This is a genomic window from Limimaricola variabilis, assembly GCF_014195545.1.
GTDB lineage: Bacteria > Pseudomonadota > Alphaproteobacteria > Rhodobacterales > Rhodobacteraceae > Limimaricola > Limimaricola variabilis.
The window spans coordinates 46061-63687 of record NZ_JACIBX010000009.1 but is presented as its reverse complement, the minus strand read 5'-3'; the positions used below and the strand labels follow the sequence as shown (position 1 = coordinate 63687).

Below are 17627 nucleotides of genomic sequence, written 5' to 3'. Positions count from 1 at the left end.
GGTCTCCTCCCTAGCCAGTCTCGGCGCGACCGCGCCGGTCGGCCCGCAGATTGGCGTAGAGCACATGGTTGCGCCAGCGTCCGTCTATCTGCAGGTAACTCTGCGCCACGCCCTCATACTTGTAGCCGCAGCTTTCGAGCAGGCGGCGCGAGGGGGTGTTTTCCGGCAGGCATCCCGCCTCGATGCGGCTGAGATCCATGACGTTGAAGGCGTGGTGCACCACCGCCAGCACCGCTTCGCGCATGTAGCCCGCGCGGGCGAAGGGTTTGCCGATCCAGTAGCCGGTCGTGCCCGCCTGTGCTGGGCCGCGGCGGATGTTGTCGAGGGTAATGGCCCCCAGCAGCATCTGGTCGGCGCGGCGGATCAGAAACAGCGGCAGCGCGGTGTTCTGGGCGATCGAGCGCTGCGCCCAGTAGACGCGGTTGGTGAAGGCGCGGCGGGTCAGGTGGTCGGCCGCCCAAGTCGGCTCCCAGCGGGTCAGGAAATCCGCCGAGTCCTCGCGCAGCGCCGCCCAGGCCCGGTAATCGCCATGCACGGGCGGGCGCAGGGTCAGCCGCTCGGTCTCGATCTGGACCCGCCGCCGCTGGCCGAGCATCAGGCGGCGAGCCTTTCCTTCAGCTCGTCGAGACGCGGCGCCTTTTCCGCCGGGCCGTAGAGCGCCAGCGCACTGCCGGCGCCGCCCGCCGCATGCGCGGCGAAGGCGCGGACATCCTCGACGGTGACGGCGTCGATCTTCTCGACCGCCTCCTCGATGCCCGGCACCCGGCCCCAGATCGCCAGCATCCGCGCCAGGCGCTCGGCCCGGTTCGACGGGCTTTCCAGCCCCATCAGCATCCCGGCCTTCATCTGCGCGCGGGCCCGGGCGACCTCGGCCTCGCTCATGTCGTCGGCCGCGCGCTTCATCTCGTCGATGGTGAGCCGCGCCAGATCGCCGATCTCCTCGGCCGAGGTCCCGGCATAAATCGTGGTCATGCCGGTGTCCTCATAGGCCCCGGCCTGCGCAAAGATGGTGTAGCACAGGCCCCGATCCTCGCGGATCTTCTGGAACAGCCGGGACGACATGCCGCCGCCCAAAGCGGTCGCGTAGATCTGCGCCGTGTAGATCGCCGGATCGCGGTAATGCGGGCCTTCGAGCGCCATCGCGAAATGCACCTGCTCAAGCGGTTTGATCACCCGCCTCTCGCCGCCGAGGAAACGCGCAGGCGGCTGGATCGGTGCGGTGACGCGCGGCGCCAGCCCGCCGAACAGCCGTTCGGCCGCGGCCACGATGGCCTCGTGATCGACATCGCCCGCCGCCGACAGGATTAGCTGGCCCGGGCCGTAGTGGGCCTGGGTAAAGGCCTCTAGATCGGCGCGGCTGAAGCGCGCCACCCGCTCGGCGGGGCCGAGGATGGTGCGGCCCAGCGACTGGCCCGGATAGGCCTCTTCCTGGAGCCAATCGAAGATGATGTCGTCGGGCGTGTCCAGCGCCTGGCCGATCTCCTGCAGGATCACGCCGCGCTCGACCTCGATTTCCTCGGGCGAGAAGACCGGGTTCAGCAGGATGTCGGAGATCACGTCGAGCGCGAGGTCCACGTCCTGCCCCAGCACCCGGGCGTAATAGGCGGTCATCTCGCGCGAGGTATAGGCGTTGATGTAGCCGCCCACGTCCTCGATCGCCTCGGCGATGGCCAGCGCCGAGCGCTTCGCCGTGCCCTTGAACGCCATGTGCTCGAGGAAATGGGCGATGCCGTTCTGGTCCTCGGTCTCGTGGCGTCCGCCAGCCAGCACCCAGATGCCGATCGAGGCCGATTGCAGCCCCGGCATCCGCTCGGTGGCGATGCGGAAGCCGTTGGACAGGGTATGCAGCTGGACACTCACCGTGCGATCTTCTCCCGGATGACGGATTGCAGGGCGGCGAGGTCATTCTCGACCCGCGTCACCCGCTCCGGGCGGTCATACAGCCCTGCCATCCGGGTGGGAAGGGGCGGCCGGACCGTGGTGGCGGCCTCGACCGCGTCGGGGAACTTCGCGGGATGCGCGGTGGCGAGCGTCACCATCGGGTTGTCGCCCAGATGCGCCTCGGCCACGTGCACGCCGACCGCGGAATGCGGACACAGGAGCTCGCCGGTCTCGGCGTGGAGACGGCGGATGGTGTCCCGCGTCTCCTCCTCGGAAGCCCGGCCCGAGGCGAAGCTGTCACGCAGCCGGCCGATCGCGCCCTGGCTCACCGCGAAGCCGCCTTCGCGTTTGAGTTCGTTCATCAGCTGGGTCACCGCCGCGCCGTCACGTCCATAGGCATCCCAGAGCGCCCGCTCGAAGTTCGACGACACCTGGATGTCCATCGACGGGCTGATGGTCGGCGTGACGCCCGCCTTGCGGTGCTCGCCGCTCTCGATGGTGCGGTGCAGGATGTCGTTGCGGTTGGTGGCGATCACCAGCCGCCCGATGCTGAGCCCCATGCGCCGCGCGATGTCACCGGCGTAGATGTCGCCGAAATTGCCGGTCGGCACGGTGAAGTCGATGTCGCGATGCGGCGCGCCGAGCGTGGTGGCGGCGGTGAAGTAGTACACCACCTGCGCCAGCACCCGGCCCCAGTTGATCGAGTTCACCCCCGCCAGCCCGACCTCGTCGCGGAAGCCGAAATCGTTGAACATGTCCTTGAGCGCGGCCTGGCAATCGTCGAAATCGCCGCTCACCGCGAGGGTGTGGACGTTCTCCTCCGACGGCGTGGTCATCTGCCGGCGCTGCACCTCGGAAATCCGCTCATGCGGGTAGAGGATCACCACGTCGACATTGGCGAGCCCGCGGAAAGCCTCGATCGCCGCCGAGCCGGTATCGCCGGAGGTCGCGCCGACGATGGTAATGCGCCGCCCCGAACGCTCCAGCGAGGCCTGGAACAGCTGACCGATCAGCTGCATGGCGAAGTCCTTGAAGGCCAGCGTCGGCCCGTGGAACAGCTCCAGCAGGTGGTGGTTCGGGCCGAGCTGCTTGAGCGGCGCGCGGGCGGGATGGGCAAAGCCCGCATAGGCCCGCGCGATCAGCTCGCGGAATTCGTCATCGGTGAAGGCGTCGCCGATGAAGGGGCGCATCACCCGGAAGGCCACCTCCTCGTAGGGCTGGCCCGCCATCGCCGCGATCTGGGCGCGGTCGAACATCGGCACCGTCTCGGGGACGTAGAGGCCGCCGTCGCGGGCCAGACCGGTGAGCATCGCCTCTTCGAAGGAGAGGCTCGGGGCCTGGCCCCGGGTCGAGACGTAGCGCATGGATCGGTCCTTCGTGGTCAGGACGCGGCGCGGCGGCCGCGCCACAGGAAAAATCCGGTCATCACGGCCCAGACGGCGGCCAGCGAGAACCAGGTGATCGCGTAGCCGAGGTGGTCGTTCGGCACGGCGCCGCTGTCAAGCGGCATGGGGATGGTGCCGACCGACGGGCTGATCCGTCGTGCCACCACCAGAAGCGGGCGGGTCCCGAGCGCGGCGGCCATCGGCCCGACGTCGCGCGCGTACCAGATATTGGCGGCCGTGTCGGCGGGCGGGGTCCATTCGTCGGCTTCCTGCGGCCAGTGCAGGTTGCCGGTGACCATCACGTCGAGCGCGGCGCGGCCGCGCTCCTTGGCCTCCAGGGGCACGAAGCCGAGATCGATCATCACCCGGCGACCGCCGGTGTCGAGCACGCCGATCACCCGAAAGCCGGGGCCATCCGCTGCGCTCAGCACGTGGATCTCTTCGCCGGTCAGCCGGCCTTGGGCCACCACCGGCAGGTAGCGCTGGGCCTGCGGGTCGGCGCTCGACACGCCTGATAGCGGCACCGGGGCCGCGAGGATGCGCGAGTCGAGATCGGCAAGGATCGCGGTCTTCCACGACAGGCGCTGCACCTGCCAGACACCGAGGCCGAGCAGGATGGCGCAGCCCATGAGACCCATGAGCAGGGGAAGGATCGTACGGCGCATCTCGTCTCCGGAAACGTAAGGACGCGCGAGGAGGCCCCGCGCGTCCGTGAATCGGTGGGCCATGTGGCGGGCGGTCTCGCCCCGACCGCTCAGCTGCCCCAGACGTAGATCGCGAAGAACAGGAAGAGCCAGACCACGTCGACGAAGTGCCAGTACCAAGCCGCCGCCTCGAAGCCGACATGCTTCTCGGGGGTGAAATGGCCGCGCTCGAGGCGGATCAGGCAGACCAGCAGGAAGATCGTGCCGATGATCACATGCGCGCCGTGGAAGCCGGTCGCCATGAAGAACACGCCGCCATAGACGTTGCCGCCGAAGCTGAAGGGCGCTTCCCAGTATTCCAGTGCCTGGAAGCCGGTGAAGATCAGGCCGAGAACGACGGCGATGATCAGGCCATTGCGCATGTCCTTGCGGTTGTTCTCATGCACCAGCGCGTGGTGCGCCCAGGTGGCCGCCGCGCCCGAGCACAGCAGGATCAGCGTGTTGATCAGCGGCAGGTGCCACGGGTCGAAGGTGGTGATGCCCTCGGGCGGCCAGACGCCGTCGACCATCGGGCTTTCGGGGCCCATCGGGTAGAGCGCGTTCTTGAAGAAGGCCCAGAACCAGGCCGCGAAGAACATCACCTCGGACATGATGAACATGATGACGCCGTAGCGCAGGCCGATCTGCACCACCGGGGTGTGATCGCCGACCCGGCTTTCGCCGACCACGTCGGCCCACCAGCCATACATGCTGTAGAGCACGGCGGCGAGGCCGATCAGGAACAGCCAGGGGCCCGAGCCATGCATCCAGACGACAGCGCCGAACAGCATCGCGAAGGCGCCACCGGCGGAGATGAGCGGCCAGATGGACGGGGCCAGGATGTGGTAGTCGTGGTTCTTCTCATGCGCCATTGCGTCGGTCCCTCGGGCCTTTCGTTCAGTTCGTGTCTATCGCCTGCACGGCGGTTCGTGTCAAAGACTCGTTGCCCGGCGCCAGCGCCGCCGTCTCCGTGTCCTCGGGCAGGTCGATCTCGTAGAAAGTGTAGCTCAGCGTGATCTCGTGGACATACTTCGCCTCACGATGCTCCACGATCTCGGGATCGACGTAGAAGCTCACCGGCATCAGCACCGTCTCGCCGGGCTGCAGCACCTGCTCGGTGAAGCAGAAGCAGTCGATCTTCTCGAAGAAGCCACCGGCCGCATAGGGCGCGACGTTGTAGGCCGCCTGCCCCGCCACCGGCCGATCGGTCGGGTTGTGAGCCTCGTAGAAGGCCAGCCCGGTTTCGCCGATCTTGAGCATCATCTGCCGCTCGACCGGCTTGAAGGTCCAGGGCATGCCGCGATCGAGCGAGGCGTCGAAGCGCACGGTGATGGTCTCGTCGAGCACGGTGTCCGAGGCGGCCTCCGCCACCGAGGTGGCACCTCCGAAGCCGGTCACGCGGCAGAACCAGGAATAGAAGGGCACGGCGGCCCAGGCGAGCGCGCCCATCACCACGACCACGCCGACCATCTGCAGCGCCGTGCGGCGCAGTCTGCGATCCCGATCGATCATTGCGCCGGCGCCTCCTCCTGCGGAACGAGCTGGGGCCGGGCGACGTGGTCGAAGCGCTCGAGCTCGACGATGTTGCCGAGGCTCAGCGTCTTGACCACGGTCAGGCCGAAGATCAGCGCGACGAAGGCCACGAGCAGCAGCCCGACGCCCCAGTTGCGGCCCTTGCGGCGCTGGTGGATCTCATGTTCGACACGCATGGACATGTCTCCTTATGCCCCGAACAGGCCCGACAGGATCTGCCAGGAGCCGCCCCAGGGACGCAGCGCCGCCTCGATCAGAAGCGCGCCGAAATGCAGGAAAAGATAGCCGAGCGAGATCTTGAAGACCTTCTTCTCGGCGGCGTAGCCATCGGCCTCCGCCTGCGCCTCGTCGCGGCGCAGCAGCTTCCAGGCGCCGCCCAGGAACTGTAGGTTCAGCACGACCGCGATGGCGAGGTAGATCGGCCCGCCGATCGAGGTGAAGCCAAGGCCCAGCGCCACCGGCAGCAGCAGCAGCGTATAGGCGAGGATGTGGCGGCGGGTGGAGCGGCGGCCATGCGTCTCGGTCAGCATCGGCACGCCCGCGTCGCCGTAATCCGATTTCACGAACAGCGCCAGCGCCCAGAAATGCGGCGGCGTCCACATGAAGGTCAGCGCGAACATCAGCACGCTCTCGACGGCGATGTCGCCGGTCGCGGCGGCCCAGCCGATCATCGGAGGGAAGGCGCCGGCGGCGCCGCCGATGACGATGTTCTGCGGCGTCGAGCGCTTGAGCCACATCGTGTAGACCACGGCGTAGAAGAAGATGGTGAAGGCCAGCAGGCCAGCGGCCAGCGGCCCGGCGGCGAGGAACAGCACCACCACCGAAAAGCCCGACAGCGCCAGACCCAGCGCCAGTGCATCGCCCGGCGTCGTCTTGCCCGACGGGATCGGGCGCGACTTGGTGCGGCGCATGATCGCGTCGATGTCGGCGTCCCACCACATGTTGAGCGCGCCGGAGGCACCGCCACCGACCGCGATGCACAGGATCGCCACAAAACCGATGAAGGGATTGACCTGAACCGGCGCGACCACGAGGCCGACCAGCGCGGTGAAGACCACCAGCGACATCACCCGCGGCTTGAGCAGCGCGAAGTAGTCCTTGAGTCCCGCCTCGGGGGCCCCGGGATAGCTCAGGTCGGTCATGCTGGCATCGGTCATGCGGGCTCCCGTCCGGCGGTCATCATCCGCCGTCGCTGCTGGCGCGGTTGCGGGGCGCGTCGACCCCGCCGTCGCGGCCGGGCGGTCCCGGCCGGTCGTCATGTCGAATGGCGGCGATGCCGCCTCGTCGGGCGGGCGCCTGCGCGCCCTGCCCCGTCAGCCACGTCCCGGGTCAGGCCGGGAACTCTTCCTTGGCGCCGGCGAGCCACTGCTCGTAGGCCTCGGGGCTCACCACCTTGACGGTGATCGGCATGTAGGCGTGGTCCTTGCCGCACAGCTCCGAGCACTGGCCGAAATAGACGCCCTCCTGCTCGGCCTCGAACCACAGCTGGGCGATCCGGCCCGGCACCGCGTCCTGCTTCACGCCGAAGGCGGGGATGGTCCAGGAATGGATCACGTCGGCACCGGTGACGTCCATCACCACGGTCGCGCCCACCGGCACCACCACGGCGGTGTCGGTCGCCAGCTTGAACTCGTCGGCGCCGTAGCCGGCTTCGTTCAGCTCGGCCAGGATCTCCTCGTTGAGGTTGCCCATGCCGGCACCGATCATGAAGCTCTCGAAGGCGACTTCCTCGTCGACATACTCGTAGCCCCAGTACCACTGGAAGCCGGTCACCTTGATCCGGACATCACCCTCGGGGATCTCCTGCTGGTCGAACAGCACCGGCAGGGAGAAGGCGCCGATGAAGATCAGGATCACGATCGGCACAACGGTCCAGGCGATCTCGAGCGGCGAGTTGTGGGTGAAGGTCGCGGGCTTCGGATTGGATTTGCGGTTGTAGCGCAGGATCACGAAGGCCAGCAGGCCGGTAACGAAGAGCGTGATCGCGGTGATGATCACCAGCAGCATGCCGTCGAGCCAGTGGATGTCGCGCGCCAGCTTGGTCGCGGCGGGCTGCCAGCCCACGGCCCCGTCAACCGGACGGCCGATGATCGGCAGCTCGGCGATCGTCTCCTGTGCCGAAACCGCGCCCGCCGTCAGGCTGGCGGCGATGGTCCCGAGCATGGCGAGGGGCTTTGTGAGGTGCATGTCTCTACCTTGCATGTGTGGCGTAATCCGGCGCCCCGAGGCCCCCGCGCGGGCGGAATCCCCTGTCGTCCGCGGGTCTATTCCCATAAACTGTCGCGCAGAACAAGCTGTCGGGTTGCGGCAAAGGGACGCTCGCCCTACCTGCCCCGGCGCCCCTTTCCCACCCGCCGAGGACGCCAGATGACCGCACGCCAGGCCGAACCCGCCTTCGACCCCTTTGCCACACATCTCGACCGCGCCGCGGCGCTGCGGCTCCTGCGCGAGGCGGTGGCGGGCGCCGATGATGGCGAGCTGTTTCTCGAGCGTCGCCGTTCCGAGGTGCTGGGCTTCGATGACGGGCGGCTCAAGCACGCCAATTTCGACGCGGCCGAGGGCTTCGGGCTGCGCGCGGTGCGTGGCGAGACCGCCGGCTACGCCCATTCGACCACGATCGACGAAGCGGCAGTGGCCCGCGCCGTCGCCACGGCCCGGCTCGCCGTGGGCGATGGCGGCGGCACGCTGGCCGAAGCGCCGGCGCGCACCAACCGCCACCTTTATACCGATGCCGACCCGATCATGGGCGCGAGCTTCGGCGCCAAGGTCGACATCCTGCGCGAGATCGACGCGGTGGCGCGCGCGCTCGACCCGCGGGTGGTGCAGGTGACTGCCAGCCTCGCCGCCTCGCATCAGGAGGTGGCGATCCTGCGGCCCGAGGACGCGCTCTATACCGATATCCGCCCGATGGCCCGGATCTCGATCGGCGTGATCGTCGAGAAGGACGGGCGCCGCGAGAGCGGTCACATGGGCGGCGGTGGACGTTTCGGCCTCGACGGGCTGATGGCGCGCGACCACTGGGAGCCGGTGCTGCGCGAGGCACTGAGGATCGCGCTGGTCAACCTCGACGCCGAGGCAGCGCCCGCCGGGGTCATGGACGTGGTGCTCGGGCCGGGCTGGCCCGGCATCCTACTGCACGAGGCGGTGGGCCACGGCCTCGAGGGCGATTTCAACCGCAAGGGTTCCTCTGCCTTTTCGGGGCTGATGGGCAGCGAGGTCGCCGCGCGCGGCGTCACCGTACTCGATGACGGCACGATTCCGGATCGCCGGGGCTCGATCACCTTCGACGACGAGGGCACGCCCTCGAACCGCACCACGCTGATCGAGGATGGCAAACTGGTGGGCTACATGCAGGACCGGCAGAACGCGCGGCTGATGGGCGTCGCGCCGACCGGCAACGGCCGGCGCGAGAGCTTTGCCCACACGCCGATGCCGCGCATGACCAACACCTACATGCTGGCGGGCAATGACGATCCCGAAGCCATGGTCGCCGATCTCAAGGACGGGATCTGGGCGGTGGGCTTTGGCGGCGGGCAGGTCGACATCACCTCCGGCAAGTTCGTCTTCTCCTGCACCGAGGCCTACCGGGTGAAGAACGGCAAGGTCGGCGCGCCGGTCAAGGGCGCCACGTTGATCGGCGACGGCGCCACGGCCCTCAAGAAGATCCGCGCCATCGGCAATGACCTCGCGCTCGACCCCGGCATCGGCAATTGCGGCAAGGCGGGTCAATGGGTGCCGGTCGGCGTGGGCCAGCCTTCCCTGATGATCGGTGGCCTGACGGTGGGCGGATCGGGCAGCTGATACGCCTTTTGATTTACGCGCTGTTAACCGAGTCGCCCTAGTTCTGGTCGGGCAACAGGCGAGGCGCGGATGGCCCAGAACCCGACTTCTTCCGCTCACCCCCCACTCCCACCCACCTCGGAAGAAGACACGCTGTCCCGCCTGCGCCTGTTGCGCTCCCGCCGCGTGGGTATCGTCACCTACTGGCGCCTGATGGCCGAGCATCGCTGCGCACGCGGCGCGCTTGCGGCGCTGCCCGACATCGCCCGCGCCGCCGGGATCGAGAATTACGTCCCCTGCCCACCCGAGGCCGCGCGCGCCGAAATGGCGGCCGCCGCGCGGCTCGGGGCGCGGTTGCTGGCGCATGGCGATCCCCTCTACCCCTCTGACCTTGCCGCCCTGCCCGACGCGCCCCCGCTGCTGTGGATGCGCGGCCGCGCGGCACTGCTGCGCCGTCCGCTGCTGGCCGTGGTCGGCGCGCGCAACGCCTCGTCTCTCGGGTTGCGCATGGCGCGGCGCATGGCGGCGGATCTGTCGGAGGCGGGCTGGGTCGTGGTATCGGGGCTGGCGCGCGGCATCGACGCCCAGGCGCATGAGGCCGCGCTCGGCGGCGGCACGATCGCGGTGACCGCTGGTGGCGTCGACGTGACCTATCCGCCCGAAAACGCGAAGCTGTCCGACCGCATCGCCCATGATGGGCTGATCCTGTCGGAGCAACCCATGGGCCTCGCGCCGCAGGGGCGGCACTTCCCGGCCCGCAACCGCATCGTCGCCGGGCTCGCTCGGGCCACCATCGTAGTCGAGGCCGCGCCCCGCTCCGGCAGCCTGATCACCGCCCGCGCAGCACTCGAGGCGGGCCGCGAGGTGATGGCCGTCCCCGGACACCCCTTCGACGCCCGCGCCGGCGGCTGCAACGCGCTGATCCGCGACGGCGCGACGCTGCTGCGCGGTGCGCGTGACGTGCTGGACATCCTTGGCACGCCTGCCGCGGCTGCGCCGATCATCGCCGAGCGTCCGACGCCCCGGCCGCCGGATGCTCCGGTCGAGGGACTGGAGGGGCGCATCCTCTCGGCCCTTTCTGCCGCGCCGCTGGCCGAGGACCAGCTGCTGCGCGACCTTGGCCTTCCGGCGGCGCAGGTGGCCCCGACGCTGGTCGACCTCGAACTCTCGGGCCGGGTCGAGCGGCAGCCCGGGGGGCTGCTGGTGCGCCGGGACCTTGCCCGGACCGGCTGAAACGGGGCGACAGAGGGCGGATTGACATTGCGGCGGCGGCCGCCACATGTTGCGCGCCCAAAGCGCCCCTCCCCTGTCCCGAGGATTCCCCATGCCCGTCGTCGTCGTCGAATCTCCGGCCAAGGCCAAGACGATCAACACTTATCTCGGGTCGGACTACACCGTCCTCGCCTCCTACGGGCATGTGCGCGACCTGCCGCCCAAGGACGGCTCGGTCGACACTGAGAACGATTTCGACATGCGCTGGGAGGTCGGAGCCGACAGCCGCAAGCACGTCAAGGCGATTGCCGACGCGCTCAAGAACGACCCGAATCTGATCCTCGCCACCGACCCTGATCGCGAAGGCGAGGCGATCTCTTGGCACCTTCAGGAGGCGCTGACCGCGCGCAAGGTGCTCAAGAAGGACACACCGGTGTCGCGGGTCGTGTTCAACGCGATCACCAAGGCCGCCGTCACCGAGGCGATGAAGAACCCGCGCGAGGTCGACGCGCCCTTGGTGCACGCCTATCTGGCGCGCCGCGCGCTCGACTATCTCGTGGGCTTCAACCTGTCGCCCGTGCTGTGGCGCAAGCTGCCCGGCGCGAAATCCGCCGGCCGCGTGCAGTCGGTCTGCCTGCGGCTCATCGTCGAGCGCGAGATGGAGATCGAGGCGTTCAAGCCTCGCGAATACTGGAGCGTGAAGGCGCAGCTGGTCACGCCGCGTGGCCAGGAATACGAAGCGCGCCTCACCGTGCTGGCCGGCAAGAAGCTCGACCGCTTCGACATCGCCGACCGGACCCAAGCCGAGATGGCCGTGCAGGCCGTGGCCTCGCGCGATCTCACGGTATCTTCGGTCGAGGCGAAGCCGGCGTCGCGCAACCCCTCCGCGCCTTTCATGACCTCGACGCTGCAGCAAGAAGCCAGCCGCAAGTTCGGCATGGGCGCGCGCGCCACGATGTCGGCCGCCCAGCGCCTCTACGAGGCGGGCTACATCACCTATATGCGGACCGACGGCATCGACATGGCGCCCGAAGCGGTGATGGCCGCGCGTGACGAGATCAAGTCGCGCTACGGCGAGGCCTACGTGCCCAAGAGCCCGCGCATGTACAAGAACAAGGCCAAGAACGCGCAGGAAGCCCACGAGTGCATCCGGCCCACCGACATGTCGCGCGACGCCTCGAAGCTGGCGCGGCTGGAGGCGGACCAGCGCAAGCTCTACGACCTGATCTGGAAGCGGACGCTGGCCTGCCAGATGGAAGCCGCGCGGATGGAGCGCACCACCGTCGACATCGCCAGCCGGGACGAGCAGGTCGTGCTGCGTGCCACCGGCCAGGTCGTGCTCTTCGACGGCTTCCTCAAGGTCTATGAAGAGGGCCGCGACGACGTCGAAAGCGATGACGACCGCCGCCTGCCGCAGATCCATCAGGGCGAGGCCGCCAAGTTCGCCTCCGGCACGCTCAAGGGTGCCTTCGCCAAGGCGACCGAGGAGAACAAGGACGCGGCCGTTCTCGGCGGCCCCGATGCCGTGCTGGCACTGCAGCACCACACCCAGCCGCCGCCGCGCTACACCGAGGCGACGCTGGTCAAGCGCATGGAAGAGCTCGGCATCGGCCGTCCCTCGACCTATGCCAGCGTCATCGGCACGATCCAGGACCGCGAATACGTCACCAAGGACAAGAACCGGCTGATCCCCCAGGACAAGGGGCGGATCGTCACGATCTTCCTGCTGAACTTCTTCAAGCGCTACGTCGAATACGACTTCACCGCCGAGCTCGAGGAGCAGCTCGACGACGTCTCGGCCGGCAAGGCGGATTACAAGGAGCTGCTGGCCCAGTTCTGGCGCGACTTCTCGGCCGCCATCGCCGAAACCTCGGAGCTGCGCATCACCGAGGTGCTCGACGTGCTCGACGAGGCGTTGGCGCCGCAGCTCTACCCGCCGCGCGAGGATGGCTCCGATCCGCGCATCTGCCCGCAATGCGGCACCGGCAAACTGCATCTGAAGACTTCGCGCACCGGCGGCTTCGTCGGCTGCGGCAACTATCCCGAATGCCGCTACACCCGCCCGATCGGCGGTGACGGCGCCGACACCGGCGCCGATCGGGTGCTGGGCGAGGATGGCGGCGACGAGATCTGGCTCAAGACCGGGCGCTTCGGTCCCTATGTCCAGCGGGGTGAGCCGACCGAGGACCAGCCCAAGCCGCCGCGCGCCTCGCTGCCGAAGGGGTGGCAGGCCGATGCGATGGATCTCGACAAGGCGCTGACGCTCCTGTCGCTGCCGCGCCTCGTCGGTCACCACCCCGAGGATGGCGAGCCGGTCGAGGCCGGGCTCGGCCGCTTCGGCCCCTTCGTCAAGCACGGCAAGCTCTATGCCAACCTCAAGGAGGTCGACGAGGTCTTCGAGATCGGCATGAACCGCGCGGTCGAGGTACTGGCCCAGAAAGCCGCCGGGCGCGGTGGCCGCGGCGCGGCCGCCAAGGCGCTCAAGGAGCTGGGCGAGCACCCTTCGGGCGGCGCGATCTCGGTGATGCCAGGGCGTTACGGGCCCTATGTGAAATGGGAAAAGGTCAACGCCACCCTGCCCAAGGACGTGGAGCCCGAAGCGGTGACGCTGGAGCAGGCGATCGCTCTGGTCGACGAAAAGGCGGCCAAGGGAGGCAAGAAGGCTCCGGCCAAGAAGGCGGCGGCGAAGAAGCCCGCAGCCAAGAAGACTACGGCCAAGGCCAAGACCGCGACCAAGAAGGCCCCGGCCAAGAAAACCACGAAAAAGGCCGCCGACGCGGCCGAATGAGGCTGGAAGCCGCGCCGCCCGCTGCGGCGCGGCATTTCCATTGACTTCGCGCCCGCTCGGCGCAAGGCTCCCCTCCGTGACAACAGGGGGAGAGCGATGAAAAAGACCTATCCGGACGCGGCTGCCGCGCTCGACGGGCTTCTGTCCGACGGGATGCTGATCGCCGCCGGAGGCTTCGGCCTGTGCGGCATTCCCGAGCTGCTGATCGCCGCCATTCGCGATGCAGGCGTCAAGGATCTCACCTTCGCCTCGAACAACGCCGGCGTCGACGATTTCGGGCTCGGGCTGCTGCTGCAGACCCGGCAGGTGAAGAAGATGATCTCGTCCTATGTGGGCGAGAACGCCGAGTTCATGCGCCAGTATCTGAGCGGCGAGCTCGAGCTGGAATTCACGCCGCAGGGCACGCTCGCGGAGCGCATGCGCGCAGGCGGCTCGGGCATCCCGGGCTTCTACACCAAGACCGGCGTCGGCACCAAGGTGGCCGAGGGCAAGGAGGAGAAGGTCTTCGACGGCGAGACCTACATCCTCGAGCGAGGCATCGTCGCCGACCTGTCGATCGTCAAGGCCTGGAAGGCCGACGAGACCGGCAACCTCGTGTTCCGCAAGACGGCCCGCAACTTCAACCCGCCGGCGGCGATGTGCGGCCGGATCTGCGTGGCCGAAGTCGAAGAGATCGTTCCGGCCGGCAGCCTCGATCCCGACCACATCCACCTGCCCGGCATCTACGTGCACCGGCTGATCCAAGGCGAGCACGAGAAGCGCATCGAGCAACGCACCGTGAGGGAGGGCTGAACATGGGCTGGGACCGCAAGCAGATGGCGGCACGCGCGGCGCGCGAGCTCGAGGACGGCACCTATGTCAATTTGGGGATCGGCATCCCGACCCTGGTGCCCAACTACATCCCCGAAGGTGTTCACGTGACGCTCCAGTCTGAGAACGGGATGCTGGGCATGGGCCCCTTCCCGACCGAGGACGAGATCGACCCCGACCTCATCAACGCGGGCAAGCAGACCATCACGGAGCTGCCGCACACCGCCTATTTCGACAGCGCCACCAGCTTCGGGATGATCCGCGGCGGCAAGATCGCGATGGCGATCCTCGGCGCGATGGAAGTGGCCGAGAACGGCGACCTCGCGAACTGGATGATCCCGGGCAAGCTGGTCAAGGGCATGGGCGGCGCCATGGACCTCGTCGCGGGCGTCGGCCGCGTCGTCGTGGTCATGGACCACACCTCCAAGCATGGCGAGAGCAAGCTGCTGAGAGAATGCACCCTGCCGCTCACCGGCAAAGGCGTGGTCGACCGGGTGATCACCAATCTCGGCGTTCTCGACGTGGTCGAGGGCGGGCTCAGGATCGTTGAATGCGCCCCGGGCGTGACCGAGCAGGAAATCCGCGACGCGACCGAGGCGACCATTGTCTGATCGCGAGATCCGTCGCGAAGGCGGCCCCGACAGGGGCCGCTACGCGCTCGATCTCGGCGGTGGGGCGGAGGCGGAGCTCACCTGGGTAGCGCGGGGCGACACCCGCATCGCCACCTATACCGGCGTGCCGCGCGCATTCGAGGGGCGCGGTCACGCCGCGGCCCTCGTCGCGGCTATGGTCGAGGATGCGAAATCCGAAGGCTTTCGCATCGTTCCCGCCTGCTCCTACGTCGCGCTCTGGGCGCGCAGGCACCCCGAGGCGGCGACGCATTTCGTCTAGAGATTGTTGACGCCGAAGACACAGCCGTCGCTCATCAACACGGGCGGCGTGATGCACAGCCCCCGCGCCACGCCCCAGGCCGCGAGCACCTTGGGCACGTAGGCGCGGGTTTCCGCATAGGGCGGCACCCCTCCATTGTCGCGCACAGCCCCTTCGCCCGCGTTGTAGCCCGCGAGCGCCAGAATGGGGTCGCGGTCGAAATGTCCCATCAACCAGTCGAGATAGGCGATGCCGCCGCGGATGTTGTCGGGGGCCACGGCCCGGTCGCGTACGCCGAAACGGGCGGCGGTGGCGGGCATGAGTTGCATCAACCCCTGCGCCCCCGCCGAGCTCACCGCATCGGCGCGCCCCGCGCTTTCGACCGAGATCACCGCGAGCGCCAGCGCCGGCGAGACGCGGGTACCGATGGTGGCGCGCATGATGTCGGGGCCGTGGATGCGGGCGATCTCCTGTAACTGCTGCAGCCGCGGCGCGACGGCCGCCCCCGGCGGTGCCGCACGCAGCGCGGCCAGCGCCGGTTCGAGCCGACCCGGGCCGCCATCGGCGAGCCGGGGCGACACCGCCTCCCAGAACCAGGCCGCCGTCGTCGCGCCTTGTGATTTTCCCGAAGAAGCCGCGCCTGTAGGCTGGCCGCCCTGCCCCGCCGCCGGGGGCGCGGCCGGTGCACGCGGCGCCGCGGGGTCTATCTGGACGGTGATCCGACGCGCGCCGGGCTTGGGGACCGCGATCCGGCGATAGGTGAAGTCGGTGCCGATCCGCTCCGCCATCACCGGCATCGCAGGGCCGAGAATCAGCGCGGCCAGCAACACCGTGCCGGCGATTCCCCTGCCCAACGCCATGCCTCACCGCCCGTTTTCGTCCGATTCCCTCCCGAGAGTAGCGATGCCGATCGCGCAACGATGCCCCCCTCCGGCGAGGATTTTGCAGATGGTGAGAATACGCCACTTCCTTTCGTATAGCGGCCGGCGTCAGCCGCTGTGAAATCGCTCCAACCGGGACAAACTCCCGCCCCATTCCGACGGCCATATGGGCTCATCCACTGCGATGGACGGGTACACAGCCAACACACGGACCCGCAGAGGCAAGCGTATACCTACCACCCCCCAGGAGGGATCTGACATGCTGAACTTCATCAAGACCTTCGCCCGTGACGAAGCTGGCGCCGTGACCGTTGACTGGGTCGTCCTGACCGCCGCTGTAGTGGGCCTCGGCGTCGCCATCATGGGCCAGGTCGCCACCGGCACCAAGTCGATGGCCGGCGCGATCAGCACCGAGCTTTCGACGACTACCATCATGGGCGCAGGCGATGGCGGCACCTACTAAAGGTACGTGATTTTCTAAGCTCCCGGGGGCCGCATTCTAGTGCGGCCCCCGCTTTGTTTTGGGCGGGCGGCAGTAGCAATGGTCAATCGATCGTCTTGCACCTTCGGCACCAGACAGACGCCCCGCCCTTGACGCCACGCATCCATGGCCGCGCCACAATCGGCCGACAGTGTCGAAGCAACATGAAAACGCGGGCCTCTTGCCCACAACAGGGTCGACCGGATGAAGCGTCGAAAATTCAGGATCCAGTCCGATCAGGATGGGTCCGTCACCGAATGGAGCGCGTTGCTGGCTGGCTCCGTTGCGCTGGCACTTCTCGCGGGCGCGGCCTTCAGCGAGGTCGCGACCAAGATGCTGGCGGATCTGAAGAGCACGGTCGAGACCGAATTGCGGGACGATACCGCCCCGACCCCATGATGCCCGACGCGCAAGGAGACACGAGATGAGAGCAGTATTCGGACTGGTTTTCGCCCTGGGCCTCGGGCTCGCTGGCTTCGCCGTCTACATGGTCAAAGGCTATTTCGACCAGCAGCAGGCCGCGCTCGCCGCCGAACGCGCAGCGGCCGCGCAGAGGCTGCCCACGGTCGAGGTGGTGGGCGTGAAGAACCCGCTGCCCTACGGCACGGTGATCACCCGCGCCGATCTCAAGCCGATCCAGTACACCGAAGCCTTCCTGCCGGAGGGCACCTTCCCCGGCCTCGAGGAGCTTTTCCCCGAAGGCGAGGACGTGCCCCGCATCGTGCTGCGGCCGATGGAGCCGAACGAGCCGGTGCTGGCCTCCAAGATCACCGCGCCGGGCGGCGATGCGGGCATCAGCACGCGGCTCGATGCCGGCATGCGGGCCTTTGCAATCTCTGTCAACGCCACCAGCGGCGTCTCGGGCTTCCTGCGGCCGGGCGACCGGGTCGATGTCTACTGGACCGGCTCGGTCTCGATGAAGGGCGAGGCCCGCGAGGTGACCAAGCTGATCGAAACCGGGCTGGAGCTCGTCGGCGTCGACCAGACCGCCGACAAGGGTCGGTCCGAGGCGATGATCGCGCGCACCGTGACGGTGCAGGCCACGCCGCAGCAGGTCGCCAAGCTGGCGCAGGCACAGTCGACCGGAACGCTGGCCCTGTCGCTGGTGGGCCTTAGCGACGACGCCGTGGCCGGCGCGGTTCAGGTCGACCAGCGCAGCCTGCTCGGCATCGTCGAGGAGGAGGCACCCGAACCGCAGGTGGTCGCGGCCCCTGCCCCCGCGCCGCAGGTCTGTTCGGTCCGCACCCGTCGCGGAGCCGAGGTGGTCGAGATCCCGATTCCCTGCACGAACTGAACCGACTGGGCGCGCGGCCTGTGGCCGGG

The 17627-nt window shown here is 68.5% G+C and carries 19 protein-coding genes; 9 read left to right on the top strand and 10 right to left on the bottom strand.

Going from position 1 to position 17627, the window contains the following annotated elements; translation table 11 throughout:
• Positions 1-10: 10 nt before the first annotated feature.
• The 9 genes from FHS00_RS12310 to coxB all read right to left on the bottom strand — a co-directional run bounded on the left by FHS00_RS12310 (position 11) and on the right by coxB (position 7669).
• A complete protein-coding gene (locus FHS00_RS12310) occupies positions 11-595 on the bottom strand; it encodes a GNAT family N-acetyltransferase (protein ID WP_183474003.1) in 585 nt (194 codons plus the stop codon).
• On the bottom strand, positions 595-1860 hold the full coding sequence (locus FHS00_RS12305) for a M16 family metallopeptidase (RefSeq protein ID WP_183474000.1): 1266 nt from the start codon (positions 1858-1860) through the stop codon (positions 595-597). Before FHS00_RS12305 ends, FHS00_RS12310 begins: the two co-directional genes overlap by 1 nt.
• On the bottom strand, positions 1857-3245 hold the full coding sequence (gene thrC, locus FHS00_RS12300; RefSeq protein ID WP_183473997.1) for a threonine synthase: 1389 nt from the start codon (positions 3243-3245) through the stop codon (positions 1857-1859). Before thrC ends, FHS00_RS12305 begins: the two co-directional genes overlap by 4 nt.
• Positions 3246-3262: 17 nt before the next feature.
• Positions 3263-3931 carry an SURF1 family protein gene (locus FHS00_RS12295; protein ID WP_183473994.1) on the bottom strand — a complete coding sequence of 223 codons (669 nt, stop codon included), beginning with the start codon at positions 3929-3931 and terminating at the stop codon, positions 3263-3265.
• An 89-nt stretch (positions 3932-4020) separates the two neighbouring features.
• Positions 4021-4821 (bottom strand): cytochrome c oxidase subunit 3, encoded by an 801-nt coding sequence (locus FHS00_RS12290; RefSeq protein WP_183473992.1) that lies wholly within the window; start codon positions 4819-4821, stop codon positions 4021-4023.
• A gap of 25 nt (positions 4822-4846) precedes the next feature.
• The gene (locus FHS00_RS12285) at positions 4847-5461 is read right to left on the bottom strand and encodes a cytochrome c oxidase assembly protein (RefSeq protein ID WP_183473989.1); all 615 of its coding nucleotides are present in this window, start codon (positions 5459-5461) and stop codon (positions 4847-4849) included.
• Positions 5458-5664 (bottom strand): hypothetical protein, encoded by a 207-nt coding sequence (locus FHS00_RS12280; protein WP_183473987.1) that lies wholly within the window; start codon positions 5662-5664, stop codon positions 5458-5460. Before FHS00_RS12280 ends, FHS00_RS12285 begins: the two co-directional genes overlap by 4 nt.
• 6 nt (positions 5665-5670) lie before the next feature.
• Positions 5671-6639 (bottom strand): heme o synthase, encoded by a 969-nt coding sequence (gene cyoE, locus FHS00_RS12275; protein ID WP_183473984.1) that lies wholly within the window; start codon positions 6637-6639, stop codon positions 5671-5673.
• A 172-nt stretch (positions 6640-6811) separates the two neighbouring features.
• The gene (coxB, locus tag FHS00_RS12270; protein ID WP_246391293.1) at positions 6812-7669 is read right to left on the bottom strand and encodes a cytochrome c oxidase subunit II; all 858 of its coding nucleotides are present in this window, start codon (positions 7667-7669) and stop codon (positions 6812-6814) included.
• Between the two features lie 180 nt (positions 7670-7849).
• On the opposite strand from coxB, the gene tldD reads away from it, so the two are divergent.
• The 6 genes from tldD to FHS00_RS12240 all read left to right on the top strand — a co-directional run bounded on the left by tldD (position 7850) and on the right by FHS00_RS12240 (position 14963).
• A complete protein-coding gene (gene tldD, locus FHS00_RS12265) occupies positions 7850-9283 on the top strand; it encodes a metalloprotease TldD (RefSeq protein WP_183473980.1) in 1434 nt (477 codons plus the stop codon).
• A 69-nt stretch (positions 9284-9352) separates the two neighbouring features.
• On the top strand, positions 9353-10495 hold the full coding sequence (gene dprA / locus FHS00_RS12260) for a DNA-processing protein DprA (protein ID WP_183473977.1): 1143 nt from the start codon (positions 9353-9355) through the stop codon (positions 10493-10495).
• A gap of 91 nt (positions 10496-10586) precedes the next feature.
• Positions 10587-13262: a type I DNA topoisomerase gene (gene topA / locus FHS00_RS12255; RefSeq protein ID WP_183473964.1), complete on the top strand. Its 2676-nt coding sequence runs from the start codon at positions 10587-10589 to the stop codon at positions 13260-13262.
• 96 nt (positions 13263-13358) lie between these two features.
• On the top strand, positions 13359-14054 hold the full coding sequence (locus tag FHS00_RS12250; protein WP_183473961.1) for a CoA transferase subunit A: 696 nt from the start codon (positions 13359-13361) through the stop codon (positions 14052-14054).
• 2 nt (positions 14055-14056) lie between these two features.
• On the top strand, positions 14057-14683 hold the full coding sequence (locus tag FHS00_RS12245; RefSeq protein WP_183473958.1) for a 3-oxoacid CoA-transferase subunit B: 627 nt from the start codon (positions 14057-14059) through the stop codon (positions 14681-14683).
• Positions 14676-14963, top strand: coding sequence for a GNAT family N-acetyltransferase (locus tag FHS00_RS12240; RefSeq protein WP_183473955.1), 288 nt, complete (start codon positions 14676-14678; stop codon positions 14961-14963). Before FHS00_RS12245 ends, FHS00_RS12240 begins: the two co-directional genes overlap by 8 nt.
• Here FHS00_RS12240 and FHS00_RS12235 read toward each other — a convergent pair.
• Complete coding sequence (locus tag FHS00_RS12235; protein ID WP_183473952.1) at positions 14960-15802, bottom strand: lytic transglycosylase domain-containing protein; 843 nt, start codon at positions 15800-15802, stop codon at positions 14960-14962. The genes FHS00_RS12240 and FHS00_RS12235 overlap by 4 nt on opposite strands.
• A 280-nt stretch (positions 15803-16082) precedes the next feature.
• On the opposite strand from FHS00_RS12235, the gene FHS00_RS12230 reads away from it, so the two are divergent.
• The 3 genes from FHS00_RS12230 to cpaB all read left to right on the top strand — a co-directional run bounded on the left by FHS00_RS12230 (position 16083) and on the right by cpaB (position 17598).
• Positions 16083-16286 carry a hypothetical protein gene (locus FHS00_RS12230; protein WP_183473949.1) on the top strand — a complete coding sequence of 68 codons (204 nt, stop codon included), beginning with the start codon at positions 16083-16085 and terminating at the stop codon, positions 16284-16286.
• A 222-nt stretch (positions 16287-16508) separates the two neighbouring features.
• On the top strand, positions 16509-16703 hold the full coding sequence (locus FHS00_RS12225; RefSeq protein WP_183473946.1) for a hypothetical protein: 195 nt from the start codon (positions 16509-16511) through the stop codon (positions 16701-16703).
• A 25-nt stretch (positions 16704-16728) separates the two neighbouring features.
• Positions 16729-17598, top strand: a complete 870-nt coding sequence (gene cpaB, locus FHS00_RS12220; protein ID WP_183473943.1) for a Flp pilus assembly protein CpaB — start codon at positions 16729-16731, stop codon at positions 17596-17598.
• Positions 17599-17627: the final 29 nt, after the last annotated feature.

Coding starts and splice junctions, on each gene's coding strand:
- FHS00_RS12310 (WP_183474003.1), bottom strand. CDS start 595: ATGCTCGGCCAGCGGCGGCGGGTCCAGATCGAGACCGAGCGGCTGACC.
- cyoE (WP_183473984.1), bottom strand. CDS start 6,639: ATGACCGATGCCAGCATGACCGACCTGAGCTATCCCGGGGCCCCCGAG.
- topA (WP_183473964.1), top strand. CDS start 10,587: ATGCCCGTCGTCGTCGTCGAATCTCCGGCCAAGGCCAAGACGATCAAC.
- dprA (WP_183473977.1), top strand. CDS start 9,353: ATGGCCCAGAACCCGACTTCTTCCGCTCACCCCCCACTCCCACCCACC.
- coxB (WP_246391293.1), bottom strand. CDS start 7,669: ATGCACCTCACAAAGCCCCTCGCCATGCTCGGGACCATCGCCGCCAGC.
- FHS00_RS12295 (WP_183473994.1), bottom strand. CDS start 3,931: ATGCGCCGTACGATCCTTCCCCTGCTCATGGGTCTCATGGGCTGCGCC.
- FHS00_RS12290 (WP_183473992.1), bottom strand. CDS start 4,821: ATGGCGCATGAGAAGAACCACGACTACCACATCCTGGCCCCGTCCATC.
- tldD (WP_183473980.1), top strand. CDS start 7,850: ATGACCGCACGCCAGGCCGAACCCGCCTTCGACCCCTTTGCCACACAT.
- FHS00_RS12280 (WP_183473987.1), bottom strand. CDS start 5,664: ATGTCCATGCGTGTCGAACATGAGATCCACCAGCGCCGCAAGGGCCGC.
- cpaB (WP_183473943.1), top strand. CDS start 16,729: ATGAGAGCAGTATTCGGACTGGTTTTCGCCCTGGGCCTCGGGCTCGCT.
- FHS00_RS12235 (WP_183473952.1), bottom strand. CDS start 15,802: ATGGCGTTGGGCAGGGGAATCGCCGGCACGGTGTTGCTGGCCGCGCTG.
- FHS00_RS12245 (WP_183473958.1), top strand. CDS start 14,057: ATGGGCTGGGACCGCAAGCAGATGGCGGCACGCGCGGCGCGCGAGCTC.
- FHS00_RS12285 (WP_183473989.1), bottom strand. CDS start 5,461: ATGATCGATCGGGATCGCAGACTGCGCCGCACGGCGCTGCAGATGGTC.
- FHS00_RS12230 (WP_183473949.1), top strand. CDS start 16,083: ATGCTGAACTTCATCAAGACCTTCGCCCGTGACGAAGCTGGCGCCGTG.
- FHS00_RS12225 (WP_183473946.1), top strand. CDS start 16,509: ATGAAGCGTCGAAAATTCAGGATCCAGTCCGATCAGGATGGGTCCGTC.
- thrC (WP_183473997.1), bottom strand. CDS start 3,245: ATGCGCTACGTCTCGACCCGGGGCCAGGCCCCGAGCCTCTCCTTCGAA.
- FHS00_RS12250 (WP_183473961.1), top strand. CDS start 13,359: ATGAAAAAGACCTATCCGGACGCGGCTGCCGCGCTCGACGGGCTTCTG.